The sequence below is a fragment of the Microcoleus sp. AT8-A3 genome (assembly GCF_036705675.1).
GTDB lineage: Bacteria > Cyanobacteriota > Cyanobacteriia > Cyanobacteriales > Microcoleaceae > Microcoleus.
In genome coordinates this window covers 13,795-31,660 of record NZ_JAUBVD010000051.1, presented here as the reverse complement: position 1 = coordinate 31,660, position 17,866 = coordinate 13,795, and the positions used below count along the sequence as shown (strand labels likewise).

At 45.3% G+C, this 17,866-nt stretch carries 14 protein-coding genes; 8 read left to right on the top strand and 6 right to left on the bottom strand.

Features of this window, described 5'->3' with window-relative positions; all coding sequences use genetic code 11:
* Positions 1-1,202 precede the first annotated feature (1,202 nt).
* Positions 1,203-6,695: an AAA family ATPase gene (locus QUB51_RS23625; RefSeq protein ID WP_333263510.1), complete on the top strand. Its 5,493-nt coding sequence runs from the start codon at positions 1,203-1,205 to the stop codon at positions 6,693-6,695.
* A gap of 115 nt (positions 6,696-6,810) precedes the next feature.
* Entirely contained in the window at positions 6,811-8,943 is a 2,133-nt protein-coding gene (locus QUB51_RS23620; RefSeq protein WP_333233816.1) for a phosphodiester glycosidase family protein, read from the top strand.
* Positions 8,944-9,060: 117 nt separating this feature from the next.
* On the opposite strand, the gene QUB51_RS23615 is transcribed toward QUB51_RS23620, so the two are convergent.
* From QUB51_RS23615 to QUB51_RS23605, 3 genes are all read right to left on the bottom strand, one after another.
* Positions 9,061-9,468 (bottom strand): hypothetical protein, encoded by a 408-nt coding sequence (locus tag QUB51_RS23615; protein WP_333055959.1) that lies wholly within the window; start codon positions 9,466-9,468, stop codon positions 9,061-9,063.
* The gene (locus QUB51_RS23610; RefSeq protein ID WP_190739384.1) at positions 9,458-9,673 is read right to left on the bottom strand and encodes a hypothetical protein; all 216 of its coding nucleotides are present in this window, start codon (positions 9,671-9,673) and stop codon (positions 9,458-9,460) included. The genes QUB51_RS23615 and QUB51_RS23610 overlap by 11 nt, the downstream gene beginning before the upstream one ends.
* Positions 9,674-9,877: 204 nt before the next feature.
* Complete coding sequence (locus QUB51_RS23605) at positions 9,878-10,093, bottom strand: plasmid partition protein ParG (protein ID WP_333055961.1); 216 nt, start codon at positions 10,091-10,093, stop codon at positions 9,878-9,880.
* 582 nt (positions 10,094-10,675) lie between these two features.
* On the opposite strand from QUB51_RS23605, the gene aroF reads away from it, so the two are divergent.
* Together aroF and QUB51_RS23595 are read left to right on the top strand one after the other, a co-directional pair.
* On the top strand, positions 10,676-11,527 hold the full coding sequence (gene aroF / locus QUB51_RS23600) for a 3-deoxy-7-phosphoheptulonate synthase (protein ID WP_333212182.1): 852 nt from the start codon (positions 10,676-10,678) through the stop codon (positions 11,525-11,527).
* A gap of 306 nt (positions 11,528-11,833) precedes the next feature.
* Positions 11,834-12,034 carry a heavy-metal-associated domain-containing protein gene (locus QUB51_RS23595; protein WP_333055964.1) on the top strand — a complete coding sequence of 67 codons (201 nt, stop codon included), beginning with the start codon at positions 11,834-11,836 and terminating at the stop codon, positions 12,032-12,034.
* 2 nt (positions 12,035-12,036) lie between these two features.
* Here the strand turns inward: QUB51_RS23595 and QUB51_RS23590 are convergent, their stop codons facing one another.
* Positions 12,037-12,444: a metalloregulator ArsR/SmtB family transcription factor gene (locus tag QUB51_RS23590; protein WP_333263526.1), complete on the bottom strand. Its 408-nt coding sequence runs from the start codon at positions 12,442-12,444 to the stop codon at positions 12,037-12,039.
* A 146-nt stretch (positions 12,445-12,590) separates the two neighbouring features.
* Here QUB51_RS23590 and QUB51_RS23585 point away from each other — a divergent pair, with 146 nt between their 5' ends.
* Both QUB51_RS23585 and QUB51_RS23580 read left to right on the top strand, forming a co-directional pair.
* Positions 12,591-12,758, top strand: coding sequence for a metallothionein (locus QUB51_RS23585; RefSeq protein ID WP_333055965.1), 168 nt, complete (start codon positions 12,591-12,593; stop codon positions 12,756-12,758).
* Between the two features lie 289 nt (positions 12,759-13,047).
* Positions 13,048-13,308, top strand: a complete 261-nt coding sequence (locus QUB51_RS23580) for a DUF7219 family protein (protein WP_333055966.1) — start codon at positions 13,048-13,050, stop codon at positions 13,306-13,308.
* A 113-nt stretch (positions 13,309-13,421) separates the two neighbouring features.
* On the opposite strand, the gene QUB51_RS23575 is transcribed toward QUB51_RS23580, so the two are convergent.
* Entirely contained in the window at positions 13,422-14,522 is a 1,101-nt protein-coding gene (locus tag QUB51_RS23575) for a metal ABC transporter solute-binding protein, Zn/Mn family (RefSeq protein WP_333055967.1), read from the bottom strand.
* A gap of 66 nt (positions 14,523-14,588) precedes the next feature.
* On the opposite strand from QUB51_RS23575, the gene QUB51_RS23570 reads away from it, so the two are divergent.
* Both QUB51_RS23570 and QUB51_RS23565 read left to right on the top strand, forming a co-directional pair.
* A complete protein-coding gene (locus tag QUB51_RS23570; RefSeq protein ID WP_333055968.1) occupies positions 14,589-15,308 on the top strand; it encodes a metal ABC transporter ATP-binding protein in 720 nt (239 codons plus the stop codon).
* A gap of 256 nt (positions 15,309-15,564) precedes the next feature.
* On the top strand, positions 15,565-16,401 hold the full coding sequence (locus QUB51_RS23565) for a metal ABC transporter permease (RefSeq protein ID WP_333055969.1): 837 nt from the start codon (positions 15,565-15,567) through the stop codon (positions 16,399-16,401).
* Positions 16,402-16,559: 158 nt separating this feature from the next.
* Here QUB51_RS23565 and QUB51_RS23560 read toward each other — a convergent pair whose 3' ends face one another.
* Positions 16,560-17,666, bottom strand: coding sequence for a WD40 domain-containing protein (locus QUB51_RS23560; RefSeq protein WP_333212179.1), 1,107 nt, complete (start codon positions 17,664-17,666; stop codon positions 16,560-16,562).
* Positions 17,667-17,866: the final 200 nt, after the last annotated feature.

The window sequence follows — 17,866 nt, the reverse complement described above, 5'->3', positions numbered from 1 at the left end:
ATGCTGCCTGTACTTAGCACTAAAACCCTGTTGGCAGATTTCAAATTATCTCGCTCGCATCGCCTCGGAGATGTCTCCTAGAATACCTTGCTGTTAAAAAGCTGTGATTCTTTGGGAAATCGCCGCCCTGCAACTATATACATTGCAGGCGATCTAGTTTTTTGTGTGGGTTTTTCCTGAGTTCGGAAGGGTAGCCTTGCGAACACAGGTAGATAGTAACTTTAGCGTAATTTTGCTTGCTGCGCTGTTGAGTTGCTTTCGTCAGCGCCCGCAGACACAAAAGCCACCTGCCCGCTAAGTCGGTAGGTGCAATGTAGCAGCGCGGTTCACAACTGGTGAAACCTGTCTTATTGTGAAGTCAACTCTCAAGCTGCGAACATCAAGTTTATCAAAAAATTGATAAAATTTCACCCATTACACTCAGAGTTGGGGTGCAAGTCTTGTCAGGGATGTTCAGAACCCTGGCTAAGATGCCTAGCCCAAAAAGGTTGACAATTTTCCCTAAGCCTATTTTGTATTTTTTTACCCACAAACTTTTTTGACACTTTATGGTCTACAGACGCGCTTGATTCTTGATTCGTTGAGGCGATTTGATGATGCAGATTTTATAACCGCAACCGTGTCGGAATTAATACCAAAACTCCTCGTTAATTGACTTAGCTAGGCCAGGATTTTTTCACTACAACAGTTCTCAATCTTGGCGATGTATGCCTTAGACTCTATGCCCACGGAGGCAAAGGCTCGCCGATCAAGCGTGCACATCATGTTACTGAGAATGGCTATATATTTTTCATTCTATTAATTAGGATCTCGAATTAAATAACTTACAATTTTAATTGTTATTGTGGGATGGGCTCTTATAGCCCGTCATGAGTGGACGGGCTATAAGAGCCCATCCCACTTTCAAGAGTGGAAGTTATTTAATTCTCATTCCTTAGCGTCTTACCTTCCTCTTCAATAATGAACTGCTGTCATTCAATCAGCGTTAGCATCCTTGATTTTCTACTTAGTATCAAATCCCTTATCAACATTTATTACCTCAAATATTAAGTCTTGTTTTAAAAATTGCATTTTCATAATTTGAGCTACAAAGTAGATTAAACTAAATATAGTTAATCAATAGCACGGCCGATAGAGCGAAAATATTAGATAGTAACTCTAAAAAGCTTCAGGCTTGACAGAAGCAGTAGGAATAGGTAGGTATGGCTAGTATAACAAATATTTTGCGAGGATATCAGATTAACGAGCAAATATACGCAGGCAATCGAACTCTAGTTTATCGTGCCCGTCGGTCTGCCGATCGGCAGCCCGTAGTGATCAAACTGCTGCGAAATGACTTTCCCCGCTTCCACGAACTCGTTCACTTCCGCAATCAGTTTGTCATTACTAAAAACTTAGAGATCCCCGGCACTGTCAAGGCATACAGCCTGGAGACATACCATAACCACTATGCTCTGGTGATGGAAGACTTTGGCGGAATTTCCTTAAATAGCTACCTCGCTAGTCTAGTGTTCGCCAGCAAGGAACCTCTGGAAGGGTTGCCTATTAACGAGTTTCTTCCCATTGCCATTCAAATTGCCAACTCGCTTGACGGACTTTATCGCCACCACGTCATCCATAAAGACCTCAAACCTGCCAATATTTTAATTAACCCTGTCAGCAAACAAGTTAAGCTGATTGACTTCAGCATCGCTTCCCTGTTGCCGCGCCAAACCCAAGAAATTCAAAATCCCAACCTCCTCGAAGGCACTTTACCTTACATATCTCCCGAACAAACTGGGCGAATGAACCGAGGCATTGATTACCGCACGGATTTCTACTCTCTGGGAGTTACATTCTACGAACTGCTGACGAGACAGTTGCCTTTCCAAAGCGAAGATCCGATAGAGTTAGTACACTGTCACCTTGCCAAGCAGCCTATCCCACTCCATCACCTCAACAAAAGCGTTCCATTGGTGCTGTCTGAAATTGTTAGCAAACTGATGGCGAAGAATGCTGAAGATAGGTATCAAAGTGCGATCGGACTCAAGTTTGATTTGGAAACTTGTTTGTACCAGTGGCAAGAAACTGGAGAAATCGCCTCTTTTAAGCTAGGGCAGCGAGATTTGTGCGATCGCTTCATCATTCCCGAAAAATTATATGGTAGAGAGAACGAAGTATTCTCCCTACTAGCAGCCTTCGATCGCGTGAGTGCAGGAAGCGCCGAAATGATGCTGGTGGCTGGCTTCTCAGGTATTGGCAAAACCGCCGTCGTCAACGAAGTTCACAAACCGATTGTCGCAGCGAGAGGCTACTTCATCAAAGGCAAATTCGATCAATTTGGACGCAGCCAACCATTCTCAGCTTTTGTACAAGCTTTTCGCGATTTAATGGGTCAATTGTTGAGTGAAACCGACGCTAAAGTTGAACAGTGGAAGACTCAAATTATGACAGCATTGGGCGAGAATGCTCAGGTAATCGTTGAGGTAATTCCTGAACTAGAACGGATTATCGGAGAGCAACCACCCGCACCAGAGCTTTCGGGCAGTGCTGCCCAAAATCGCTTCAATCGCTTATTAGAGAAGTTCATTCAACTGTTCACAACCAAAGAACATCCCCTCGTCATCTTCTTAGACGACTTGCAATGGGCAGACTCAGCCTCATTAAACTTGATTCAACTTTTGACGAGCGATCGCGATCGGCACTATCTCTTTTTAATAGGAGCATATCGAGATAACGAAGTCAGTCCCGTGCACCCTTTAATGCTGACATTATCCGACATTCAACAAACCGGAGCCACAGTCAACACTATTACTCTCGCGCCACTCGATTGTTTCAATTTAAATTGTTTGATTGCCGATACTTTAGTTTGTTCTAGAGCGTTGGCCATGCCCTTAACAGAACTGGTCGATCAAAAAACCCAAGGCAATCCATTTTTCAGCACACAATTTCTCAAATCTTTGCATGAAGATGGGCTAATTACCTTTAATTTTGACGAGCGGTATTGGCAGTGCGATATCGCCACAGTGCGAACCTTAGCTCTGACAGATGATGTTGTCGAGTTCATGGCGATTCAATTGCAAAAGTTGCCGATCCAGACGCAAGAAGTTTTAAAGTTAGCGGCCTGCATTGGCAACGAATTCGATTTGGCAACGCTGGCGGTAGTGTGTGAAAAATCTTCTTTAGATACGGCAGCCAACTTGTGGCCAGCTTTGCAAGCAGGGTTGATTCTGCCACTAACTGAAGTTTATAAATTTTTCAGTTCAGAGGAGTTTGAATTCACAAATCAGAATTCAGAAGAAGAAAGCAATACTTCTGACTCGTGGTTCCAGAATCCCGACTCCTGTTATTACAAATTTTTGCACGATCGCGTACAGCAAGCAGCTTACGTTTTGATTCCAGAATCCCAGAAACAATCCACTCACCTCAATATTGGTCAACTTTTGTTGATTAATACTCCAACAACAGAAAGAGAAGAGAAAATTTTTAATATAGTCAACCAGTTGAATTATGGTGTTGATTTAATTACCGAACCAACAGAGCGTTACCAACTGGCTGAGTTGAATTTAATCGCTGGACGCAAGGCGAAGAATTCTACTGCTTATGCTGCAGCACGCAAATATTTAAGTTTTGGCAGGCAAATCCTAGCTCCCGATAGCTGGCACACTCACTATGAAACAGCCCTGGAACTGCACGTATTAGCGGCCGAAACCGCATACCTGAGCTATGATTTTCAGGAAATGGAGGAATTAGCAGCTTTAGTCCTGCACAATGCCAAAACGCTGCTGGATAAGGTCAAAGTTTATGAAATCGAGCTTTCTGCTTGTACGGCGCAAGTCAAACCTCAACAAGCCGTTGAAATGGGCTTAGCAGTTCTCAAACTCTTGGGAATTTGCTTCCCAAAAAATCCAACTCCGGCAGATATTCAGCAGGGACTAGGACAAACCGCATCACTTTTTGCTGGCAAAAAAATTGCCGACTTTATTGATTTGCCAGAAATGGAAAATCTCCAAAAACAAGCAGCCTTGCGAATTTTATCAGGTTTAGTTTCTCCAGCCTACATCACGGCTCCACTTCTCCTGCCACTGGTTATTGTCGAAATGGTTAATTTGTCGGTTAGTTATGGCAATGCGCCCTTATCTGCTTTTGCTTACGGCTTGTATGGATTGGTATTAAGCGGTGTAGTTCAAGACATTGAAACAGGGTTTGAATTTGGAAAACTAGCGTTAAATATTGTAGATTTATTTAATGCTAATTATCTCAAAACTAAAGTATATTATACAGTCGGCGTTCACATCATACATGGTAAACATCATGTTAAAGAAACCATCCCTCTTTTAAAAGAGGGTTACGCCAGAGGACTGGAAACAGGAGAGCTAGAATTAGGATATTCTGCCAAAGAAATCTCTCAATATTCATATTTAATCGGTCGGGAAATTGCGGGACTCGAACAGGAGGTGGCGACTTACTGCAATGCGCTGGTTCAATTTAAACAAGAAGCAGCTTTAAATTATACTAAAATCGTTCATCAGGCTTTATTAAATCTGCTGGGGCGATCGGAAAATCCCTGTCAATTTGTGGGAAATGCTTACAATGAAGAAACAATGCTCCCCTTTCACATCCAAGCAAACGATCGCAACGGACTCCACTATTTTTATTTCCATAAATTGCTTGTGTGTTACCTGTTTGGAGAAACCGAGCAAGCTTTAGAAAATGCTCGGCAAGCCGAACAGTATTTAGACGCGGTTATGGGTATGCTTAATGTGCCGATATTCTATTTTTATGACTCTCTAGCACGGCTGGGAGTTTGTAGCGATGTGGGTTCATCCCAAGAGAAACAAGAACATCTGCAAAAAGTGAGAAGCAACCAGGAAATCCTTCATAAATGGGCACATCACGCCCCCATGAATTTTTCGCACAAATGTTACCTAGTGGAAGCCGAACTGTTCCGAGTGCTGGGTGAGAATGTGCAGGCGATGGAGGCATACGATCGCGCCATTTTTCTGGCTAAAGAAAACGATTATCTCAACGAAGAAGCTCTGGCGAATGAATTGGCTGCTAAATTCTACCTGGCATGGGGGAAAGAAAAAGTTGCCCAGGTATATTTAATAGATGCTTACTATGCTTATGCTCGTTGGGGAGCGAAAGCAAAAATCGACGCTCTAGAACAACGCTATCCCGAACTTCTGGCTCCTATATTCAAACAGGAAAACGCTCGTTCATTGGAGAAAGGTACTACCTCCCATGAGACTTCATTGATTTCTATTCATCGCCAAACAATTGCTGGCAGTACGAGTACCACAGTCATAGATTTACCAACTGTTATCAAAGCTTATCAAGCTTTGTCTAGCGAAATTAAGCTGGAACAATTGCTCACTACCCTGATGGAAGTGGCGATTCAGAATGCAGGCGCTCAAACAGGAGTATTAATTTTAAAAGAAGACGACAACTGGACTATCGCCGTCCACTGTAGCGATCGCCAAGGCTGTCTTCTGCAAGAAACTATTGGGATTGAGGAGAGCGAATCTATTCCCCAGACTGTGATTAATTACGTTAAACGTAGCAATAAAACCCTAGTTTTCGATGATGTCAAGACTGAATTGATATTTGCTTCTGATCCCTATATCAAGCAGCACCAACCTAAGAGTATCCTATGTACTCCGATTATCCATCAAGGCAAAATGATGGCAATTCTGTATTTGGAAAATAATCTGACGACGGGGGCATTCACTGGCGATCGCGTCGCCCTCCTCAACATCCTCTGCTCCCAAGCTGCCATCTCGCTGGAAAACGCCCGCTTGTATCAGCAATCTCAACAGCTTTATCAACAATCTCAGGATTATGCCCAAAAACTGGAGCAGTCTATTCAGAATCTCAAACAGATGCAGTTGCAATTGGTACAGGGTGAAAAGATGTCTGCTTTGGGAAATTTAGTCGCAGGGGTAGCCCACGAAATTAACAATCCCGTAGGCTTTATCGCCGGCAACTTGCAACCTGCTCAAGACTACGTGGGGGATTTATTCAATTTGATTGATTTGTATCAAGAAAAATTTCCCAATCCGGGAGGGGAAATTGAAGCCGAAATAGAGGATATGGACTTGGAGTATTTGCGAGAAGATTTGCCAAAATTGATTGGCTCGATGAAGGAGGGAGTCGAGCGCATCCGCAATATCAGTACAAGTTTGAGAACGTTTTCTAGGGCTGATAGCGATCGACCAGTTTCTTTCAATATTCACGATGGACTAGAGAGCACTCTGCTAATTCTCAAGCACCGTTTAAAAGCCAGCGAGTTCCGCCCTGCCATTGAAGTTGTGAGAGAGTATGGTAAATTGCCTCTAGTGAAATGCTTTCCCGGACAGTTAAACCAGGTATTTATGAATATACTGGCTAATGCCATTGATGCTCTGGAGGAGTCAAATAAGGGGCGCAGTTTTAGTGAAATTAAAGCCATACCTAATCAAATCACGGTTCAAACTGCTCTGAGCGAAGACAACAATCAGGTTTTGATTCGGATTAAGGATAATGGAGTGGGGATGTCGAAGGAAGTCCAAGAAAATATCTTTAACCACTTATTCACAACCAAGCCTGTGGGTCAAGGAACGGGATTAGGATTGTCGATCGCCCATCAAATTGTGGTGGAAAAACATGGAGGTACGTTACTCGTGAATTCTTCTTTGGGGGAGGGTTCGGAGTTTGTGATTTCTATTCCGGTGTGAGCCTTTTGTAGTAAGGCTTGAGGGCAATTAGTGCCGTTGAGTAAGAAGAGACATACGGATTTTCCGGGTTTCTAAATCCCCATGTGTTTAGAAGTGAAATTGTGAGTGGTAAGCTGTGAAACGTAATTTTTTCTATTGGCGTCTAATATTGTTAGTCTCGATTTTACCCGTAATGGCGATCGTCCCGTCTTTAGTCTGGAATCAACCCGCAAGAGCACAAGAGGGGGAAAGGGCTGGGTTGATTCATGCTTCGAGATCCCGCCAGGGAATTCATTCCCTGGCTGATAGCGAAAGTCGGTTAAAACCGACTGAAATATTGACAGATAGTCCTCTTGAGAGGACTTCAGCTATGAGACAGGGAATTCATTCCCTGTCGGAATATAGGTTTTTGGCTCAATCTCTACCGCCAGATTCCAGAATCAAACAAGGCCGCCAAGTGTCTCTAAACGGCCGCATTCTCCCCCTAAGTTGGACTCAGCAGCCGGCAAACAGCACTTCTGCGAATTTCCGAACTTGGATTGCTGATGTTGGATTGATGCAAGGTGCGGGAGTGGATTTGCTTAGCAGCGCCGACAGTACCAAACAACCTGTGCAGTGGTTTTCGGTATCTTTAACCGGTGATCAAAGCTTAGCAACCTGGGCAACAGGCCCGTATCGTTACTTAGATGTTACCGATTTTGCTAGACTTGCGGGCTGGGAGATATCTGCTGATGGGAATATTCTTAAAATTACTTCTCAAACTGCAAGTGTTACCGGAATTCGGCAAGCAGAAATAGAATCGGGCGATCGCATTGTAGTAGATATCGATCGACCCGCCCCTTGGCAAGTCAACTTTGTCAATAAACCAATCCCGTCGCCGACACCCACACCCAACCCCCCGGACGACCCCACAAAGCCCGCTATCCCACTGCCAAACCTCCGCGCAGCGCCAAACCTCGAAACACCAGACGACCCGACCAAACCCGCTCTCCCGCTGCCAATAACGCCCGCAGCGCCGATCGCCGGTCAAGAATGGTCGATCGCGATCGATGCCAAAGTCGATCCGGCGTTACTTCAGGAAACTTTTCAAACCAGCCAACAATTGCTATCACTAAAAGTCGAACCTGACGGAGATCGAACCAAAGTCAAAGTGAAGATTCCTTTAGGTTGGCGGCCGCAAGTTTTGGGCCTGGGAAATCCCAATCGATTAGTTATCGACATTCGGCCAGATTCGCTAGTAGAAAAAAACATCGTTTGGGCGCCCGGTGTGCAGTGGCGGCAGCAGTATCAGAATTTAGGAACCGATCGTTTTCCGGTAGTTTGGTTAGAAGTTAATCCGCGTCAAGCGGGTGTGAAAATTCGACCAATTCTCAGCAATCCGCCTGCCGATCGAGGCACTGCACCTTTATTGGAAACAGCCGAAGTTTCCGGTGCTGCTGCGGCGATTAATGCAGGGTTTTTTAATCGAATTAATCGCTTAGCTTTAGGGGCAATTCGGCGCGACAATAAATGGCTTTCCGGGCCGATATTGAACCGGGGGGCGATCGCGTGGAACGATCGGGGAGAATTTGCGATCGATCGTTTAACTTTGCAAGAAACTGTGATGACTCCGGCCAATCAACTTTTGCCTGTTTCTCATCTCAATAGTGCCTACGTACAACCGGGAATCGGTCGCTACAATTCTGATTGGGGAACAACTTATACTCCGTTGTCTGGCAATGAAATAGTTGTGACAGTTGCTGGCGATAGAGTTGTCAGCCAATCCCCCGGAGGTGCGCCGGGAACAACAACTTTTCCCATTCCAGCTAACGGTTATATTTTGGCTTTGCGTGCCGATTTGTTCCCGGCATCTGAACTTTCTATCGGCACTTTATTGCGTTTGGAAACTAACACTTTTCCTGCTGATTTCAACCGTTTTCCTTACATTATCGGCGGCGGCCCGGTGTTGGTACAAAACAGTCAAGTTGTGCTGGATGCTAAGGCGGAAGGGTTTAGCGATGCGTTTGTTAGACAGACAGCAATTAGAAGTGCGATCGGGCGAAATGCTGCGGGGAATTTGCTGATTGTAGCGGTGCACAATCGCGCGGGCGGGGCGGGGCCAAATTTCGCAGAACTGGCGCAGATTTTGCAGCAAATGGGTGCTGTGGATGCTTTAAATTTGGATGGGGGAAGTTCGACGGGTTTGTATTTGGGAGGTAGTTTGCTCGATCGACCTCCGTCAACTGCTGCGAGAGTTCATAATGCGATCGGTATTTTCATTCAACCATAAGTAGTTAAAGATTTTTGAGGCACATAGTTGCCAAGAGAGCGCTCTTTCATAGATATTAAGAGCGCTTAAACGCAACTACATACCTTTTTTGTGCCAGTTGCGCTCAGGACTAAAATATTAAGCAGCGGCCGTAGCATTTGCTTCCAGAGGCTCGATTTCCTCCGGCGTAGCGTGACGGCGCGGATCATTAAAGCTGCGTGCCGCTAGCCAGTTAGAATTTTGCGCCGCCTCGCAACCAATCACGTAAAGCGAAGATTGGTTAAAAGCAGCCCAGAGAGCATCACAAGCCTGTTTATCCATCAGTGAATCGGCGATCGGGCGATCGTGAATCAGAGCAAATAAATCAAACTCATTTCGTTTTGGATTCCACTGATATTGCAAAATAGGAGCATAACCCATTTCGATCAATTGTGCGATCGCGCGATCGGGCGTATATCCGTCTAAATGCACCCGATTGAGATAGATAGACACTTGCACATACTCATCTCTGGCAGGTAGCAGTCGGTAATTCGAGTTAGTCATCATTATTTGTCTCCGTGCAGTAGTAATAAGAACGGCCTGCAATATCGGGGCGTTTTTCAGCCTTCATTTTATGCTGAGCACATCGTCGCTTAGCATAAAGGTCTTTTTCAATTTCAGTCTCGCCGGGGGCATAAAAAGGACGGTGAGGAAGCAGTTCCGCTTCTAAATCCTCCCAAGATTTCTCTGGGTTGTCTGAATCTCTCAGCATTTGTCCCTCGCGGTTGGTTCGAGGATGCCATTTATTCGATATAGTCGATCGGTCATTCGATTTTAGATTTTAGATTTTGGATTTTGGATTGACTTGCGCGAGATAAATTCGGGGGACGCAAGGATTTGAGATTTGAGATGCTTTCGATTGATTTGCGCGAGATAAATCACGTGGCGGCTACCACATGAAGAAATTCGCTTGTCATCAGTGTGTTTCCTCAGTTTTGGCGATCGTCTTGACGCGCTGGGGCTTTGGCTCTAAAACGGGTTCGTTTTCCTGTAACCAAGTTTCGATATACTCCAACAGAACCTCATTCATGCTGAGGCTACGCATGGCGCAAGATGCTTTGAACTTGGCTCTTGTCTCTTCAGGTAGATAGATTTTTACGGACACAGTTTTACTTGTAGTCAAAGTTTCCATATCGCTATATCGATTTGTCTATGTGTCTAGCCTGACACACAGGCGCGCGATCGGATAGGGTCGCTTGTCGATATAAGGACTTGTCGCTTTGTCCCTATATTGATATAATAACAGACATAGCCAAAAAACGACAACCGCGCCGAGTTAAACGCCATTGCCGTTTCCATACATTTTGCAAACAATGCTTGACATCCCAGTCTCCCTGTGCTAGCTTGTCGAATAGTATTGTGTTTAATCCAAAAATCGCAGCACTTCAGCTATGTTCACAGCCAACAGCTATTTTTATTTTTGGTACAGCCAAGTTCGCCCGGAGTGAATTTGCAATTCACTGTGAACATCCGGGCGAACCGCAGATTAACACCTGCGGTTTTGTTTTTTCTACTTCTTTCCCCAACAACCAATCGAGTACAAGCGAAAACAGCAATGACATTATTCAGTAACTGGTACTACAGCTTTTATTTTTGGCCCAACAAGAGTTCTGGGTAAATTGTCGCGCTGTCTTTTCGCACGAACCCGGAACTCCTAAAAGTTCCGGGTTTTTTGTTGTCAACCACCCACTTAATTTTGCTGGAAAATATCCTCATGTTAGAAGCCAAACTCGTAACCAAATCTCATCCCGAACACCAAACAATTGTCAAACTTTCAGAAACAGTCTCAGTCGGCGGCACAGAATTATTAATCATCGGTGGCCCCTGTACCGTAGAAAGTTCCGCACAAATGGAAACAGTTGCCCGCCAACTATCCGCCGCCTCCGTGCAAGCTTTGCGAGGCGGAGTCTACAAACCCCGCACTTCTCCCTATTCTTTCCAAGGGATGGGAATTGAGGGACTGGAAATTTTAGCCGATGTCAGCCGGCGTTACGGTTTGCCCGTGGTGACAGAGGTAATGTCGAGCGCCCAAATTGAGCCAGTTGTCACCTATGCTGATATGCTGCAATTAGGCAGTCGGAATATGCAAAACTTCGAGTTACTAAAGGCGATCGGTCAAGCCGGAAAACCAGTTTTGCTAAAACGCGGCTTGTCAGCCACAATCGAAGAATTTGTGATGGCCGCCGAATACATTGTCAGTCACGGAAATCCTCATGTAGTTCTGTGCGAAAGAGGCATCCGCAGCTTCGACAATTACACCCGGAATGTATTAGATTTAGGTGCAGTCGTAGCCCTCAAACAGTTAACTCATTTGCCAGTAATTGTAGACCCTTCTCACGCCGTCGGCAAGCGAGAATTAGTCGCACCACTCGCCAAAGCAGCGGTTGCTTGCGGTGCAGACGGATTAATTATTGAATGTCACCCGCAACCAGAAAAATCGGTTTCTGACGCGCGGCAAGCTCTTTCTTTACCAGATATGGTAGATTTAGTTGCGAGTTTACGGCCTGTAGCCGCCGCCGTTGGCCGGTGCATACCAGATATTAAGTCATTAGTCATCAGTCATTAGTCATTAGTTATTAGTCATCAGTCATTAGTCATCAGTCATCAGTCATCAGTCATATTATGTCCGGTCGATTACCCCTAATACGGTAGGGGCGGGTTCACCCACAATATCTGCCAATAATTAACAATCTCAAAAACCCGCCCTTTTAATCGCTCGATCGGAGATGATATCCTTAGTCATTAGTTGGCGCCGCAGGACTTGGCTTTTGTAGGGTCAGAATTTATTCTGGCGCACTTTTGCGGGGAAAGCGAAATTAGATTAAAATAAAAGCACAATCAACACTGTCATCTACAATATTTGGCTTTTATTATGGCAATACTACTTAAGGTTCCCTCGATCGTCTGTTCTGGCTGCGGTGATACAATTACCAAAGCCATCAAAACTGTTGACTCCGAAGCTACTGTCAATGTGGATGTCGCAGCTAAGACTGTTACTGTTGAAGCCCAAGCTTCTGATGAGTCAATCAAACAAGCTGTGGTAGCTACGGGCCACACCATCCAAGGAGAATAAGATTAGGTTTCGTCTAAGTGTTCGGCGACTGCTTGGTAAAGTTCAAAAACGTGGCGATCGAGTAAACTATAAAAAACTTGTCTCCCAACCTTGCGGTAACTTACCAACCGCATCGCCCGCAAAGCCCGCAACTGGTGCGATACTGCTGACTCACTCATACTCAACGCCACAGCTAAGTCACACACGCACAGTTCTTGTTTTGCCAAAACCGACAGTAGCCGCAGGCGATTCGCATCTCCCAAAAGACTGAAAAACTCAGCCATCCGCTGAGCTTTTGCGGTGTTGAGCACTTGTGTTTGGATGTCCCCGACCCGTACACTGTCCACTAGGTGCGGTCGATCGCACATTGGTGTATCGTTTTGTTCGTGAGACTGACTTATCGCTCCGTTAACAGCAGAGTTGGGTGACATCTTTTCCCGGCTAGTTTTAATTCTCATTTTCATTTTAGTGTGATCGGCAAACCTTTTGTAACAAAAATTTTACATTCCCTTGACTTATATCTGAATATGTGTTCATATATAAGTATAGACAAACAACCCCACCAGGAGAAGCTCAAATGACTACCGCCACCCAAACAAAATGTGCCTGCCCTTCATGTTCGTGCGTTGTCAGTCCCAGCGAAGCCATTGAAAAAGACGGCAAAACATATTGTTCCAGTGCTTGCGCTGACGGACACCCCAACGGCCAAGGCTGCGGCCATACAGGCTGCGAGTGCAACAAATAAATATTCGGCTTCAGAAAAGGTTAATCACCCACTGCCAAATATCTCTAAAGGGAGATGCGAACCGCGCATTTCCCAATTTTTTTGCTTTTAGGTTAAAGAAAAGTTAAAATAAAGCTAACTTAAGGTTAAGACTGCATTAATAGACTAAATACAGAGCGAAAAAGCACAATTGCTACTTACGCAATACAATAGAAGCAAGTTGGCGCCGCGATACAGAGTACAAATAGTGCTATTAACAGCAGAGACCGAACCAAAAGTTGAATACCAAAAGTTAAATTAGGAGGGGGCAATGAAAGAGCGGGAAGATTTTTTACATCCTCGCAATCGCTACTACGGTGATTTCACGCCAGAAAACTTGGCGTTTAATGCCAATTTGCAGGAGTTTGCTCAAAAAATAACTTATATTTGCTCGCTGGAAACAGGGGGGAAAATTAGTGCTGAGAAAGCCTATAAAGATATTAAGATGCTTTGGAAAGACTTAAAATCCTCTAAGAAGCAATTGGGAATTGGCCAAAACCCCCCCAGTACCGAGGAGCAAAATTCACCTTAAAGTCATCGCAGCCAACGCAGCGTTTGCAATCGAAAACCCCTGCGATTGCAAACGCTGCGTTTTGCTGCGTATCCAGCAAATGTAAGGTGCTTGCTAGGCGAACTTTAGAAAGTCTATGGTTTGGGATTTGGTGCAGTTTCTCCTGCAAAGGAAGTACAATTGCCGCCGAGGCCAGAAATAATCGTGCAAGTATTAGTTTTCAGCATTCCCTGATAAGTATCAGCACCGGTGCCGGGGCCGCCCAACTCGTCGCTGTAAAGTTCCTTGTCCCAAATTTTGACATTTGCCTCCCTCGCCACAGTCTCCATCAACTTCGGATTAGTTGTAGTTTCGGCAAAAATAGTCGGCACTCCTGTACTCTTAATTTCTGAGGACAATTCGGCAATTCTTGCGGCCGTGGGCTGTTCCTCTGTCGTCACACCCTGTAAAGCTCCAGCCATCTCCAAACCGTAAGCATCGGCATAGTAACTCAGAGCATCGTGAGTTGTTACTAACTTGCGTTTTTGGGCTGGAATAGTCGCAATTTGAGCTTTGATCCAAGTATCTACTTTTTGCAACTCATCTGTTAAGGCGGCTGCATTTTTTGTATAAAGTTGAGCATTGGTGGGAGAAACTTCGATCAATTGGTCGCGAATTGTTTCTACCATACGGATGCCATTTTGAGGGTTATGCCAAACGTGAGGGTCAGGGACTTTTTCGCCTTCTGCATGGGCTTCATTTTCCGCTTTCTCTTCGCCGTGTTCGTGCTCGTGTTCGCCTATCAGCGGTTTGGGAACTGCGAGTTCGTGTACGGCGATTTTGGGTGCGGAATTACTGCTAGATTCAATTAACTTAATGATGCTGGGTTCGTGGTTGTAGCCGCCGTATAAAATCAGATTTGCGGTTTCAATCGCTTTGCGGTCTTCCGGCTTAGTTTGATAGGCGTGGGGGTCGTCTCCCGGCTTGATTAGACAGGTGGTGTCGATCGAACTTTGAGCGATTTCTCTAGTTAGGTTGCAGATAACGCCAGTCGTGGCGACGACTTTGGGCAAGTTGGCGGCCTGACTGGCTGGAGTTTGAGTTGCGGCGGGACTCTCTGACACCGGATTGGTTGCGTTCTGTCCTCCACTGCAGCCAACCAGCCCGCAGCCAATTGCCAAAACAGTGGCACCGCAAAATCTGCGGGTTTTTCCAGGCAAGTTCTTTAACATTTTCACCTTTGGAACGATAATCATTATTGCTTTTTCGAGTTATCCTATTGTAGTAGCTACGAACAAGAATCGTTCTCAAAATCTCTAATTATGCTAGAAGTGCAAGACTTGGCTGTCAATTATCGCGGAATTGCAGCCCTCAACAGCGTGAATTTCCAGTTAGATCCCGGACAATTAACGGGTGTGTTCGGCCCCAACGGCGCGGGGAAAAGCACGATGGTGAAAGCGATGCTGGGATTGATCCCGGCTTGTCGCGGTTTGGTGAAATATCAGGGGCGGTTGTTGAAGCAGCAGTTATCGCGGGTGGCTTATGTGCCCCAGCGATCGCAAATTGACTGGGATTATCCGATTACGGTGTGGAATGCGGTGATGATGGCGCGAACCGTTAAGACTGGCTGGTTTCGCAGCCCCTCGAAGCAGTCCCAAGAATTGGTCAAAGCCGCTTTGCTGCGGGTGGGAATGTGGGATTTGCGCGATCGACAAATTGGCGAACTGTCTGGCGGACAGCAACAGCGGATTTTTTTAGCAAGGTCGATCGCCCAACAAGCCGATTTATTTTTCTTCGACGAACCTTTTAACGCGATCGACAAAGCAACCGAAGAAATTATTTTCGATATTTTTGCCGAACTAAAAGCAGAAAATAAAACATTGCTAGTAATCAGTCACGATTTAGGCGAAACGTTAAAACAGTACGACAATTTATTATTGCTCAACAAGCAGTTAATTGCGAGCGGTTCCTGCCAGGAAGTGCTCACCGCAGCCAATATTCAAAAAGCCTATGGATACGATTTAAGTTTAGTGTCAGCGTAAGCCAAAAAAGATTTATCTTTAAAATTGATTGTGGCACAGGCGTCCCGCCTGTGCAATTGATTGTGGCACAGGCGTCCCGCCTGTGCAATTGATTGTGGCACAGGCGTCCCGCCTGTGAAGTAGATTGTGGGACAGGCGTCCCGCCTGTGAAGTGGATTGTGGGACAGGCGTCCCGCCTGTGAAGTGGATTGTGGCACGGGCGTCCCGCCTGTGCAATTGATTGTAGTTAAAAAAAACCTATTATTAACCTAATTCAATGTTAAACCTACTAATTGAGCCGCTACAATTCGAGTTCATGCGAAATGCGATCGCCGTCGGCATTTTGCTAGGAATTCTCTGCGCCGTTGTCGGTTCATACCTAATTGTACAGCAAATGGGAATGATGGTTGACATGATTGCCCATTCAGTATTAGCAGGATTGCCCGTAGCTTTTTCTTTAGGTTTCAATATTTCGATCGGTGCCTTTATATCGGGAATTATCAGCGCCGTGATTATGGCGTGGATTCAATCCCAATCGCGCCTAAAAATTGATGCAGTCATGGCATTAATTTTATCGACATTTTTAGCAATTAGCGTCACCTTAATTAGCCTGTTGCGGACAACAAAATTAGACCTAGATGGGTTTTTGTTTGGGAATATATTGTCAGTTGCACCTGCTGACGTGCAGCAGACTTTTGTGATAACTTTGATTATTTTGGCGATCGTTAAAATCTTTTACAAAGAACTGCTATTCTATACTTTTGACCCCCTGGGGGCGCAAGCCTGCGGTTTGCCTGTAAACTGGATTTATTTGGGGATGATTTCGGCGATTACGCTGACGATTGTTGCGAGTTTGCAAACCGTGGGAGCGCTGTTAGTAATTTCGCTGTTAATCGGGCCGGGAATGACGGCGTATTTGTTGGTAAAAGAGCTACATTTAATGATGGGATTAGGAGCTATTATTGGGATTACAGCTAGCGTGACTGGTATGTATCTCAGCTATTATTGGAATATGCCGTCTGGTGCGGCAATTGTATTAGTTGTTTTTGGGTTATTTTTAGTAGCTTTGCTGTTCAGTCCCAGTCAAGGGATTTTGACAAGAAAGAGAGGATAACACTCCAGGACGCACTTCGACGCTTAGAAACCGGGTTTTTTACTCGATGCGGTATGCAACGAAGTAGACGCTCGAAAAAGCCGGTTTCTCGGCATCCGTGGGTAAATCCTAAAGTTTTCAATTGTTTATGTTTTGGTCAAACCGGCACCTATGCGAACTTAGCGCCCCCCGAAGCCTTTGCCACGCATAAACTTTGACCAAACCAGCAATTCGCCTCCACAGCCGCCAGCCGCGAGAAACTGGCCTTCGGGATGCCATGCGAGACAGGAAAAACCGCCCTCTGCACCTTTGAGAATTTGCAGCAATTGTTCTGCTTCATACCACAAACAAACTTGACCATCTGCGGCTGCAGAAGCTAATAAAAATGTGGTAGGTTGAAAGGCGATCGCATTTACAACTTTTTCATGCACTTCTAACGCCCAACCTTCCCAACCGACTCTTTCATCAGCGTCTCTTTCCCAGACAGAAATGCCTTGAGAACTCGAAGCAGCTAACAAAGGTGCACCCAAAGAATTAGTTTTACCCGACCAAGCTAACTGCCGAACTTTCCCCGGAAAACCCTGCATTATCCACGGTTGAGAACTGCCCCATTCATTAACAATTAGGGTGTTGTCAATATTACCGCAAGCTAAATATTTCCCTGACGTATCCCAAGAAATTGCACCTGTTGCAGACGGTACTGACAAGACGTGCGGGTCTTCGTCCCAGTCTTCGCCGTCCCAAACTTTGACACCTTGATAGCCGCTAACTGCCAGATATTTAACAACAGGATGCCATGCTAAATCGAGGATAGATGATGAGTCGAAATTCAGCGTTACTTCAACAACATCATCATCAGCATTCCAAACTTGAACGCAGCGGCCCATACTAAAAGCTAACTGATTGCAGTTCGGACTCCAAACTAACTTGTCCACCCAGACGCGCTGGTTGTCCAAATTAGCAATTAATTCCCCAGAATTAACGCGCCAAATTTGCACCCGTCCGTCTTGTCCGCCAGCAGCTAGGAATTGACTGTCGCGTGAAAAAGACAAGCAATCGGCTGATTTACCCGTAGCAGTTTGTAGCGGTTGCAAGGACAATTCATTCATTGTCCCTACAGTCCCTAACATCACTTCGCCCGCAGCGGAACAGACTGCTAAAGTTTTGCCATCCGGCGACCAAGTAACAGCAGTTACGTAGTCAGACAGCATTTTTTTAGCGTGAAATTGCAGGGTTAGTTCACTTTTATTTGTCTTTTTGTTACCCATATTTATTGAATCTGACATATTGTACTATTCTTAAGAACGGGCAAGATGCCCGTTCCACAAGAGATGAATTCTCTTCTTGTGGAACAGGCATCTTGCCTGTTCCCTTCCACAAAAGATGAATTTTCATCTTGTGGAACAGGCATCTTGCCTGTTCCCTTCCACAAAAGATGAATTTTCATCTTGTGGAACAGGCATCTTGCCTGTTCCCTTCCACAAAA

Bases quoted from the DNA above. Each gene is read 5' to 3' on its own strand.
- QUB51_RS23615 (WP_333055959.1), bottom strand. From the start codon at position 9,468: ATGATGACTAACTCGAATTACCGACTGCTACCTGCCAGAGATGAGTAT.
- QUB51_RS23575 (WP_333055967.1), bottom strand. From the start codon at position 14,522: ATGATTATCGTTCCAAAGGTGAAAATGTTAAAGAACTTGCCTGGAAAA.
- QUB51_RS23585 (WP_333055965.1), top strand. From the start codon at position 12,591: ATGACTACCGCCACCCAAACAAAATGTGCCTGCCCTTCATGTTCGTGC.
- QUB51_RS23565 (WP_333055969.1), top strand. From the start codon at position 15,565: ATGTTAAACCTACTAATTGAGCCGCTACAATTCGAGTTCATGCGAAAT.
- QUB51_RS23595 (WP_333055964.1), top strand. From the start codon at position 11,834: ATGGCAATACTACTTAAGGTTCCCTCGATCGTCTGTTCTGGCTGCGGT.
- QUB51_RS23560 (WP_333212179.1), bottom strand. From the start codon at position 17,666: ATGTCAGATTCAATAAATATGGGTAACAAAAAGACAAATAAAAGTGAA.
- aroF (WP_333212182.1), top strand. From the start codon at position 10,676: ATGTTAGAAGCCAAACTCGTAACCAAATCTCATCCCGAACACCAAACA.
- QUB51_RS23625 (WP_333263510.1), top strand. From the start codon at position 1,203: ATGGCTAGTATAACAAATATTTTGCGAGGATATCAGATTAACGAGCAA.
- QUB51_RS23580 (WP_333055966.1), top strand. From the start codon at position 13,048: ATGAAAGAGCGGGAAGATTTTTTACATCCTCGCAATCGCTACTACGGT.
- QUB51_RS23590 (WP_333263526.1), bottom strand. From the start codon at position 12,444: ATGTCACCCAACTCTGCTGTTAACGGAGCGATAAGTCAGTCTCACGAA.
- QUB51_RS23610 (WP_190739384.1), bottom strand. From the start codon at position 9,673: ATGCTGAGAGATTCAGACAACCCAGAGAAATCTTGGGAGGATTTAGAA.
- QUB51_RS23605 (WP_333055961.1), bottom strand. From the start codon at position 10,093: ATGGAAACTTTGACTACAAGTAAAACTGTGTCCGTAAAAATCTATCTA.
- QUB51_RS23570 (WP_333055968.1), top strand. From the start codon at position 14,589: ATGCTAGAAGTGCAAGACTTGGCTGTCAATTATCGCGGAATTGCAGCC.